Origin of the sequence: Bacillus sp. FJAT-29790, assembly GCF_019039215.1 — a bacterium.
Classification (GTDB): Bacteria; Bacillota; Bacilli; order Bacillales; family Cytobacillaceae; genus Cytobacillus.
In genome coordinates, this window is sequence record NZ_JAHNZZ010000003.1 from 382,148 (window position 1) to 393,169 (window position 11,022).

The window sequence follows — 11,022 nt, forward strand, 5'->3', positions numbered from 1 at the left end:
ATTTAATAAGTTACATTCTGGATTTGAGTCAATATTTTATACATATAATATCCAATTTTATTTAAATGCGTTGTTCAACAATCTTACCCATGAATGAAACTAGACGCATTCTTTATTAAAGAAATGCGTCCGTTAGTGGAAGATCAAAGTGTGTTGAAAACGGTTCACACTTATTGAAGAACCCGTTCAACAATATTTTATATGGTATTAAATTATTACGTTAGCTGCGGCAGAACGTACCTATCCGTGAGGCTTAGGCAAAGAATATTAGATTTATGGCTGTATTCACGCCTTTAGTCTCCTTATTTTTCTCCTAAAATAGCGACTGGACTAAATACCTCGTAATGGATATGGTCTTTTGAAACACCCCATTGACTTAAGGCCTTATTGATTGCTTCCATAAAAGGAATAGGTCCGCAGAAATAAAAATTGGCTTCTTTTGATGGAATTTTAGATTGAAGGAAGTCTAAATCTACATATCCTTCTTTATCGAAGTGTCGAGAGCTTCGATCAGCTTCGGTTGGTGCATCATAGACAACAAATGATTTTATATTTTCATGATTATTAGCTAATTATTTCACATGCTCTTTAAAAGCGTGTGTTTGACTGTTGGTCGTTGCATGGATAAACGCAACCTGTCGCTGTGGCTGCTTTTCCGCTATGGTATTTAACATGCTTAGTAATGGAGTAACTCCAATTCCCCCACTAATAAGAACGACAGGCATATCTGTGTTATCAAGTACGAAGTCACCTGCCGGAGCAGAAAATTTAAGGGTATCTCCAGTTTTCATTTGTTGATGTAAAAAGTTAGAGACAATTCCAGGGGGAGCATCACCATGTGCATCTTCCCGTTTAACACTAATTCGGTAGTAGTCTTTTCCTGGTGAATCCGATAGACTGTAGTGACGAATATGTGTATATTTCTCTCCTGGAATTTCAGCATTTAGTGTTAAATATTGTCCTGCTTGATAGGAAGAAATGTTTTTATTATCTTTCGGTTTCAAATAAAAAGAAGTAACAACATCACTTTCTTCTACCTTTTTATCGATGGTAAAGCTTCGGTAACCTTCCCAACCACCAGCTTGATGCTCTGCTTCAGCATAGAGTTTCTTTTCAATGTCAATAAAGGCGTCCGCGATATAACCATATGCCTTTCCCCATGCATCTATAATCTCATCAGTAGCTGCATCACCAAGCACATCTTTCACTGCTTGAAGTAGCGTTTCTCCTACAATCGGATACTGTTCAGGAACGATCCCTATGGCACGATGTTTCTCGGTAATTCTTGTAATTACTGGCATAATCGCTTCTAGATTCGTAATATGTTCACCTGTGGCATAGACAGCATAGCCCAATGCTTCCTGCTGAATTCCTCTCTTTTGGTTGGTTTGATTAAAAAGATTGTACAAATCAGGAGCTTTCGAAAAAAGTAATTCATAAAATCTTTTTCCTATTGGTTTACTATGCTCCTTCAGTACAGGTACTGTTGATTGAACAATTTCAATCGTTTAGTCATCTAGCATGTTAATAAATTCACCTCAGGTTTTGATTATTTACTAAATTTAACAGCTCCAACTAAATTGGGAAATAAACATATTTATTAAATGAGAAAAGGGAATTCAAAGTTTCTTTGTAAAATACCAATGAAGCCTTACTCAACAAACTGGCCCTTAAATTGAATAACAGCAGAGCTTCTATTAATTGGTTTAGTTGAATATGCCCGTATGAATTTGCCATATATTCACTTAAGAAAATGTTAAAAGCAGTGAGATTTCGGTTGTGAAATCCACTGCTTTATGCTTCTTTTTAAATTTGATTTTTCCTATGCCGGTACTCCAAAAGAGAATGCCTATTAAAAAAAGGATTTTACATTATTTTATTGTCCTTTGATTTTTATTTATATAGCTTTCAATTTCTAACTTATTGTATAGAAACTCATTTAGTTTTCCTTTATCTGAGTTGATAGGATAAATCCCAAATGTGGATAGAATATTAAATCATCTAATGTGGCTCACCTCTATCCCGTCAGCCACCCTCAGCTCGGCTCCGTCGATGACGTTTTCAACCACGCTGAAGTCCTCCCCGGCATCAATCCTGATGCCGTTAGCGGCCTGTCGAATAACGTTGTACTCGATCCTGATGCCTGAGGGGATTCCTGTGCCCCGTCCGTCAGTACCGCGGTCCTCACTGAGCCGGATGGCCCAGAACCCGTCAGTCCCTCCAGTGATGTAGTTACCGTGCAACTCTGTGCCCGGCGCATTGCGAACCTCGATGCCGGCCTTCGAATCCTCCCCGGCGTTGATCCAGTTGTCCTCGATGAGGGTGTCAGGAGTTCCCAGGATGACGAGTACTCCCTGACGGTTTCCAATCAGGTCGTTGGAATGCACCCAGTTTCCACGTCCTGAGGCGTCGTGCTTATTCTTGGATCCGCCAGGATTGCCCAGCGCGATGCCCGCCTGCTGCCCGCCGATAACCGTGTTGTCCCGGATCTCGTTTAGGTATTCACCCTCGCCATGCAAGTCGATGGCGTCGAGAAGGCTGCCGACGATGGTGTTCTCTGCCACGAGATTGTTGTGCGTGGGGAACTGCAGCAGAATGGCGTGCCGCAGATGCCTGCCATCGAAGGTATTGCCGATGACGAGGTTGTGCCGGGAATCGTTGGTGGCATCCGGGTCGTGCTGGTCCGCTGAGCCCTCGATAGCGATGCCGTAGCCCTGTCCGCCGGGACCGACGGCAGTTGCCTCACTGATGTAGTTTCCAGAGAGGGTCACTTCACGGCTGGCCTTGACGGAGATGCCGTGGCGCTCGAACCTGCGGATACCCAGGTTCTTCACCAGGACCCGGGAGCTAGCCTGCCCTTCGTTGGCTCCGAGGTAGATCCCGTACATCGGGCCGCCAGTCGCGTCGCCAAGTGGACCCTTATGACGGGAGGTGATGGTGAAGTCAGCGACGATGACGTCGTGGACGCCGGAGCCGCGGATCACCCGGCTGTCATCCTCGCCGTCGAGGGAGGTCAGCAGTACGGTGCGCTCCTGGCCCTCGCCGCGCAGATTCACGCCGCTGCGCAACACGATGTTCGCCGACTCGTCGGCCGGATCAGTGGAGCGCAGGTCATACGTGCCGGCCGGCAGCACGACCTCGTCACCTGGTTTGGCCGCGTCCAGGGCCGCCCGGATGGCTGGTGCGTCGTCGTGTGAGTTCGGATCCGGATCTGCCCCGAAGTCCGTGACGTCCAAGGTCCTGCCCGTGGTCGGACCCGGCGCCGGTACCTCGATCGGCGCGCCGGACCGATCCACCAAGCCCGGGACCTGCCAGTCGCCGTGCCCGGACGGGGCGGGTTCCACGACGTCATCGCTCCCGACCGGCCCGTCGGATTCCTCGACAGTGCATGCGGTCAAGAGGACCACCAGGCCAAGGGCCACCCACCACGAATGCGCCGGACCTCGCCGGCTGTTCCGAACGAATCCCTTCATCAGACTTCTCACGTCCTTCCTTGACTCTTTCCGTCACTCTCGTCACCCTTGGAGGCGTCGAGAAAAGCAGTGAGCCCGCAGGCCTCGGCTTATTTCACCGAGCCCGCGGGCTCACTACTTTCGGGATGCCTGACGACCCCTACCGGGTTGCCGATGTCATCCCATGGCCCTAAGGCCTAACGTTGGGAGTTGTTGTTCCCGTTGTTTCCATTGTTTCCATTGTTTCCGTTATTCCCGTTGTTTCCGTTGCCCTTGCTGAGTTTGAAGTTCAACGGGACGTCCTTTTCCAGCGGGGTGTCTGCCGAGGAACCACCGACATGCACGCGGTACTTTCCGTCAACGGTTGCCCAATCGCCATGAGCCCAGTTCTCCAGGTTGTCCGGGTCTTCCGGAATGAAATAGGAGAACGGGTGGTTGGAGTCGGCCTGGTTAATCTTTAGTGTCACCTGCTTGCTCTCACCTGGCTCAAGGTAAACCTTATCGAAGTTGACGAGTCGCTTGGTCGGCTCTCCCGCCTCGTTCGGCAGGGTCAGGTAGACCTGTGCCGCTTCGGCGCCGGCAACGTCACCGGTGTTCGTGATGGTGAAGGACACGTCAATACCAGACAACGAGCCTTTGTTCTGGATCTTCTTCACCTTCAGGTCGTCATACTTGAAGGTCGTGTACGACAGGCCGTACCCGAATGGGAAGACCGGCTTCACATTGTTGGCCTCGTACCAGCGGTAGCCCATCTCTAGGCCCTCGGAGTACTTGGCGATTAGCTGGTCGGAACCGTTACCGTACGGGCCCGGGCCACCTGGCTTGCCAGTGTCTTGACGGGTTCCAGGGTACTGCTCCTTGGTCGCAAAGGCGGCCTCATGCTCCGTGGCACCGAACGTCATAGGCAGCTTGCCGGAAGGATTGACCTTCCCGTAGAGCAGATTAGCGACGGCATTGCCATCCTCCATGCCCGGGAACCATGCCTCTAGGACGGCAGGGACCTTATCCAGCCACGGCATGAGCACCATACCGGAGGTCTTCAGGACCACAGCGGTGTTCTTCGCGTTGGCCTTCATAACCGCGTCGATCAGCGGCTCCTGCTCCACCCATTTCGTTCGGACCGGATCCGGGTCGAGGTCGATGGCCGGGAAGCCGAGAGTCTTGCGGTCCACGGTCTCATGTGGGTTGTCGCCGACCATGAGTAGTACGACGTCGGACTCAGCGGCCAGCTTGGCTGCAGCCTCTGGGTCACGGCCATCGTTGTAAGTCACTTTTGTGTCGTAGCCTAGCTCCTTGATGACATTCTCTAAGCCCTTCTGCGGAGTGACCGTGTATTTAGTCACGACGTTCTCATTGTTGTCCCGAATGGAGCGCGGGGACATCTTGGCCTTACCGGCGAACCAATCTACGCCGATCAGCGCGATCGACTTCGTCTTGCCGTTCAGCGGCAGGAAGCCGTCACTGTTCTTCAACAGCACGGAGCCTTCCTCGGCCATTTTCCGTGCGTTGGCACCGTTGACCATCGGATCGACAATCTCCGGCAAGAACTTGTCGTAAGGCTTATCCATTTGGCCGAACTCGATCATCTTAACGTACCGCGGACGAAGCAGATTGTCGATATCGTCCTCGGTCACCTGACCCGAGTCGAGGGCCTCCTGGATCTTCTTCTGGGTGTAGTACTGTGGTGCCCAGTCGAGCTCGACATTCGTACCCGCCTTAATGGCAGAGACCGTGTCGTGAATCGCGCGACGGTCACTCATGACGTAACCATCGAAGCCCCACTTGTTCCGCAGAGCTTCTTGGAGCAGTTCAGAGCTGTCACAGGCAAAGGTACCGTTGACATCCGGGAACGAGCACATCACGGAGGCCGGGTAAGCATCCTTTACGGTCATCTCGAACGGCAGCATGTACAGCTCGTTCATGGCCTTTGAGGGAACCTGGACACCCATCGTCCAGCGCTCGGTCTCCTGCTCATTGCCGGCAAGGTGCTTAAGCTGGGCCTGGACCCCTTGCTCTTGGATGCCCTTGACTTGCTCAGTCGCAAGGGTACCCGTCAGGTAAGGGTCCTCGCTGAAGTACTCATAGTTCCGGCCATTGTACGGGTGACGCACGAGGTTTAAGCCTGGTCCGAGCAGCACGTGATGTGCGAAGGCCCGGGTCTCCTCGCCGAGGATCCGGCCGGCCTCATGGTTCAGCTCGCGGTTGAAGGTCGCGGCCATGGACAGTGTGGACGGCAAGCCCGTCGCCTCCGGGTCCTTGCCACACGATCCGCCCTTCACACCCGTACCACCGTTGGTCATGCGGATTGTGGGGATGCCCAGATCCTCGATCCCACGGATCTGCCGGCCGGTGTCCTGATACTCACACCCGGGCAGGGTACCCTGGGGCGCGAATTCGCCACTCATGTACTTGTTATTACCGCCATATTTCATGACGAACGTCTCACCGGTGTCATTCTCATTGAAACGCGAGATAGCGATTTGCTGGATCTTCTGTTCCATCGTCATCTCATCGAGAAGCATCTCGGTGCGCTCCTCAGCAGGGAGCTGGGTGTTCATCCAGGGTCTAGTCCCTTCCGTTCCACCGTTCATCGCATTAGCAGGAATTACTAACGTAGACATGGAGATCGTTGCTGTCAAAAAAATTGAACTAATTCGTTTTATCATCTTATCTCTCCCTTACTAACTATTAGGTTTATTAGTATAGAGAAAAACTATTACACTAGTATTATCCGTTAATTACGGAGTATTAACTGTTAATTACAGAGCAGCAACAAAAACTACGAGATTAGCAACGGTCCTAAAGTCACGAAATAGTATTCAAGCACTGTAGCAGCAATGTTTTGCCAAATAAACAATCAAAATAAATTAATTTAAACGAGCATTATACTTCATTATTCTAAATATACTGAAACAGGATAGAAGAACTTCTATTTATTAAAAAATATTTTTTTACTATAATATTTAGAAATCCAGTCGAAGGTCGCATGTAATGAATGAAATAATAGTTCCCGAAGAAGCAGAAATAATTCAAATGATATTTGACATATATGTTAATGAAAACTGGGGCACAAAGAAAAAAGAAGAGATTTATCATCCCTCCTTTTTAATTCCGCTCATCAATGAAGTTTTAATTCCAAAAAAATAATAATTTGATTCCGGATAATTTCGAATAGCCTTCCGTAAGATTTTGGTGCTATTCTAGATGTTTATAAAAATTTACATCACACTGCCTCACTATCCTTCTTTCTCTCATCCTGAACAAAAAGGATACCAAGTTCATGGTGATCTCCTTCGTACAGAGCTCTTTGTGTAAAGCGAATTTGGTTATTTACATCAATTACCTCAAGTTTGCAATGAGCCCGATTTTTTAGGAGTGCCTCATAGAAGCTCTTTTTATTATGGACATTCATGCCATTTACTTTTGTAATAAGTTCACCAACCTGTAAGGCCATGCCGCTTGCCGGGGAATCTGGGATGACACCCAAAATCATGACCCCCTCGTTTCTTTTCGAAAAATAAAAAGGAAGATTCTCGTCTGCCAGGCTTTGCCTAAAAGTAATGATCTCTCTGCCGATAATGGCGATTGTGATTACTGCAATGGATGCAAGCGGGTACCAATAACTTGAAACAGACAGAAGTAAAACCAAAATCCCCAGTCCGATTACCCTTTGCCCCACCGTTTCCACTGCTTCTTTCGGCAGTTTTCCTTGGATCTGCTGGTAAAAGCCAACGGAAAAAGGGACAAGTATGATCGAATATTTGTTTCCAGCCATCGAGAAAACAGGCCACCATTCAAAAGGAGTCTGCAAGACTTCTCCTGGAATAATTAAAAACAACGGGAGCATCCACAGCCGTTTCACTTCGTGTACGCCTATATTTTGCCCACGCTTACTTTTGACCAATTTCGGGGAAGTTCCCTTTCTTCCATTTCGGAAAATAAGTATGCCCTCACCAATTACTAACAGCCCAAGCAAAACTGCGATCGAAGGAAATATCGTTTGTTCCGATGTGGATACCGTTTTCAGAAAGGCAGGCAACGGCCACTTTTGCTCGATGGCAAATATGGTCGCAAAAAAGGCAAAGCCTAGTGTATAAACCGGTGACATTAATCGGATTCTCGTCGTTAAACTCCATAAAAATGTAAAGATTGCGGTGAACAGGATCGTTTCCATCGGAATAACAAGTCCTGCCGCGATTGAAATAAGAGACAGGCTTAACCCAATTAGTATTCCGAGCGGGAGTAACTGTCGCAGTTCAAAGTAAGCATTCTCTGCCCGGACATGGAAATGACTTCTCTCCCGTTTCACACGGGAAACACCCAATACGGCAACGATAAAGAAGAGATAATAGAACACCGGATGGAGGAAAAACTTACCCGTTCCCTTTAAAAATTCAAACAACCAATCGTAAGCCACTTTAGCCACCAACCCTCTATCAATAAAGTTTCATTAGAAATTATGAATCTTAAAAAACGAAAACCGCGTATTTATACTACTATTTTCTATTAATGATTCAGCTTCAAAACCGAACCAACCGAATATGGAGCAAGCGAATGATCTATTCGCGAACGTTTGGACTATCTTTAATATGTAAAATCGCCCTATTCTTCATATTACAATCTATTACTCTTTATTTTACCAAAACCGCCACCCAAAACCTATTGCTATATTTTTGAAAATAAAAAATAGCAGAGAATCCATAGATTCACTGCTTATTTTTGGGGACAGGCATCATGAGTGAGATTTGTATCACCCCGATAATTCGACTAAATTCGAGTGGGGTCTGTGTCACCGAGCGAGAAAGCGTAAGGCAGTTTGCAGTTGGATATCGTTTTCTTCTTTTTTCATTTCGGCTAGGATTTCCTGTTCGAGAAAGGATGCCGTTTTTTGATCAATTTCTCCACTTGGATTGAGCCCATTTTGCTGTTGGAAAGCTCTTACTGCGATCGTCGTTGATTCACTGAAATAGCCGTCAGTCCGCCCTGGTGAATAGCCTAACCCGTCTAGGATATCCTGGGCATTTTTCACCTGTTCGCTATTCATATCTTTCACTAATACCTTTTCAATTTGAAGCGGATGAGTTCGATAGATTGCAGGCTGTTTAACTTCAATCGTCGGTTTAATGCCCTCTTTATGAATCCAATTCCCATCTGGTGTCAGCCATTTGTACAAGGTCAATTTAATATTGCTGCCATCGCCCATCGGCACTGGCTGCTGAACCGTCCCTTTTCCAAAGGTCTTCTCTCCGATAAGTGTATACCCCTGCGCTTCATTTAAGGCACCAGCCAAGATCTCGGAAGCAGATGCACTTCCATTATCAATGAGAACTACTATCGGGTATCCCTTCGTTTTCGTCAAACTAGAAAAATGTCTTTTCTTTTCTCCATTTCGCTTTTCAATTTGTATATAAGGCTTTTCATTCGTGACAAATTCCTTCAAGATTTCTTCGACGGATAAGAGGAATCCTCCAGGATTTCCACGGACGTCGATCACCAAGCCTTCCATCCCTTTTTTCTCCAATGCGGTCAGTTGCCCCTTAAATTCATTGGCTGTATCTTCTGAAAAAGAAGTAACCTCTATATAGCCGATTGCCTTCCCGCTCGTTCTTTTCAAATCAGAGTAAACGGTAATTTGGGGAATTTCATCCCGTTTAACTTCAACAGTAAGCGGAGCGGTCAAACCGTGACGAGCTATTTCAAGTTTCACCTTCGTTCCTTTTTTCCCTCTGATTTTTAAGGTCGCCTCTAATAAATCTAAACCTTCAACATTTTCACCATCCACCTTAAGAATCTGATCTCTTGGCTTTAGACCTGCTTTTTCGGCAGGCGAATCTTTAAACGGTGAAATGATCACAATTTTCCCATCCACCTTGCCCACTTCTGCCCCAATTCCCTCAAAAGTGGATTCCAGCGTTTCATTAAATTGTTTAACTGTGTCTTTATCCATGTATACTGAATAGGGATCAGCAAGAGTAGCAAGCATTCCTTGAATAGCACCCTCGACTAACTGATTTTCTTCCACTGCTTCAACATAACTGTTTAAAATGAGTCTGTATGCCTGTTCAACCTTTACTAATTCTCCGTCTCTTGTCGTAACAGGTAATTTTCCTGCTTCTGTTTGGGCCGGCGCACTGTCATTTACCCATTGCATTCCTGCATAAGTGCCACCAGCACCGGCTAGCAGAGAACCGGTCATTAACAGGGGAATCCATTTCCTGCTCATCTGCATCTTCCTTTCTACCCGCTGTACACCGGTATCTATTACTTCTTCAACTTACTTTATTTTCCTCTTAGAAACCAAAAAAACATCCCGCAATTTAGAGATGCCTTTGCCTAATTCAATATATGAAAAAAGGGGACGAGTTATGAAGAATATTTATAGGAACAAAAAGATGCCCTAAGACCATAATCTATTGCCTTCAGGACGATTATCCATTTTTGCTCATGAAAATAACACCGTGTGTCTTTGAAAGTGGAACGCTCAAGTCATTCGGCTGCTGAACATTGCAGGAAAACCACCTGCAATCACCATATCACCGTGAACCTCCTCCCAAGTAAGTCGGGAGATCACTTCCGAATCACTTGCAGCTCTACTTTCGAAATTGGTGATCATCTTTGAATAAAGTTAAAAACAATCAGCAATCAGAGTGCGTATCTGAATACGAAGTGAAAACTATCACCCTTTGGCCTACTAGATCGGCAGAATGTGGGAAAGGATATTTTAGATATAACATAAAAGAAGGAATCAACGTTTCTTCTTAGAAATGTTGATTCCTTCTTTGCAATGACGCATAGCTTTTGATTACCATCTAACCTTACCAATTCGCTTTTTTATAGGTATGCTGTAACAATCATCACAAACACCTTTGTTATCAATATACTCATTCTCATCCATAATTACTTGCTTGCATTTAGAGCATTGCCATTGCTGAACTGTAATAGATTCCTCAACGTACTCCATATTCTCATCTCCTTATTACCACTACTATTCGATAAAAGGATATGATTTCCTGCAAATAAACAAGCATCCCGAAGGATGCTTGATAATCGTTATATTTTAAATTTTTTACGCGCCTTAGAGGATTCGAACCTCTGACCGACGGCTTAGAAGGCCGTTGCTCTATCCTGCTGAGCTAAAGGCGCATTACATTATATGTACGGAGGAGGAGGGATTTGAACCGTCGCGCCGTTTACACGACCAATACCCTTAGCAGGGGCGCCTCTTCAGCCTCTTGAGTACTTCCCCATAAACATAAAAATGGCTCCGCAGGTAGGATTCGAACCTACGACCGATCGGTTAACAGCCGATTGCTCTACCACTGAGCTACTGCGGAATAGTTAGTATTATTTACGGATATTTAGTGTAATTTTTAAGATTGGTTGTGGTCAAACTGTGCTGCAAATCCCTGAGTGATTTGTTGCAGATTACTACAGCTTTATTCGGGGATGTAATGCTTTGGACTGCAAGCTTCCGCAATCTATTGCAGAACAAAAGAAATTATTTATATATGGTGGGCCTAAGTGGACTCGAACCACCGACCTCACGCTTATCAGGCGTGCGCTCTAACCA

General features: G+C 46.4%; 7 protein-coding genes, 3 tRNA genes and 1 pseudogene. 2 read left to right on the top strand and 9 right to left on the bottom strand.

Annotated features, from left to right (window positions below; all coding sequences use genetic code 11):
• Positions 1-302 precede the first annotated feature (302 nt).
• From hmpA to BGM26_RS18575, 3 genes and pseudogenes are all read right to left on the bottom strand, one after another.
• Positions 303-1,505 (bottom strand): annotated as a pseudogene (gene hmpA, locus BGM26_RS18565) (NO-inducible flavohemoprotein).
• Between the two features lie 492 nt (positions 1,506-1,997).
• On the bottom strand, positions 1,998-3,473 hold the full coding sequence (locus tag BGM26_RS18570) for a right-handed parallel beta-helix repeat-containing protein (RefSeq protein WP_217041780.1): 1,476 nt from the start codon (positions 3,471-3,473) through the stop codon (positions 1,998-2,000).
• Between the two features lie 176 nt (positions 3,474-3,649).
• Positions 3,650-5,974, bottom strand: coding sequence for a beta-glucosidase (locus tag BGM26_RS18575; RefSeq protein WP_217041781.1), 2,325 nt, complete (start codon positions 5,972-5,974; stop codon positions 3,650-3,652).
• Positions 5,975-6,002: 28 nt separating this feature from the next.
• On the opposite strand from BGM26_RS18575, the gene BGM26_RS21760 reads away from it, so the two are divergent.
• Entirely contained in the window at positions 6,003-6,137 is a 135-nt protein-coding gene (locus BGM26_RS21760) for a hypothetical protein (protein WP_302053265.1), read from the top strand.
• 306 nt (positions 6,138-6,443) lie between these two features.
• A complete protein-coding gene (locus tag BGM26_RS18580) occupies positions 6,444-6,599 on the top strand; it encodes a hypothetical protein (RefSeq protein ID WP_217041782.1) in 156 nt (51 codons plus the stop codon).
• A gap of 76 nt (positions 6,600-6,675) precedes the next feature.
• On the opposite strand, the gene BGM26_RS18585 is transcribed toward BGM26_RS18580, so the two are convergent.
• The 6 genes from BGM26_RS18585 to BGM26_RS18610 all read right to left on the bottom strand — a co-directional run bounded on the left by BGM26_RS18585 (position 6,676) and on the right by BGM26_RS18610 (position 10,786).
• Positions 6,676-7,869, bottom strand: a complete 1,194-nt coding sequence (locus tag BGM26_RS18585; RefSeq protein ID WP_217041783.1) for a PDZ domain-containing protein — start codon at positions 7,867-7,869, stop codon at positions 6,676-6,678.
• Between the two features lie 372 nt (positions 7,870-8,241).
• Positions 8,242-9,675: a S41 family peptidase gene (locus BGM26_RS18590; RefSeq protein ID WP_217041784.1), complete on the bottom strand. Its 1,434-nt coding sequence runs from the start codon at positions 9,673-9,675 to the stop codon at positions 8,242-8,244.
• Positions 9,676-10,254: 579 nt separating this feature from the next.
• Positions 10,255-10,413: a hypothetical protein gene (locus tag BGM26_RS18595; protein WP_217041785.1), complete on the bottom strand. Its 159-nt coding sequence runs from the start codon at positions 10,411-10,413 to the stop codon at positions 10,255-10,257.
• Between the two features lie 108 nt (positions 10,414-10,521).
• Positions 10,522-10,595: transfer RNA gene (locus tag BGM26_RS18600), tRNA-Arg, on the bottom strand.
• Positions 10,596-10,610: 15 nt separating this feature from the next.
• A tRNA-Ser gene (locus BGM26_RS18605) sits at positions 10,611-10,698 on the bottom strand.
• Positions 10,699-10,711: 13 nt separating this feature from the next.
• A tRNA-Asn gene (locus tag BGM26_RS18610) sits at positions 10,712-10,786 on the bottom strand.
• Positions 10,787-11,022: the final 236 nt, after the last annotated feature.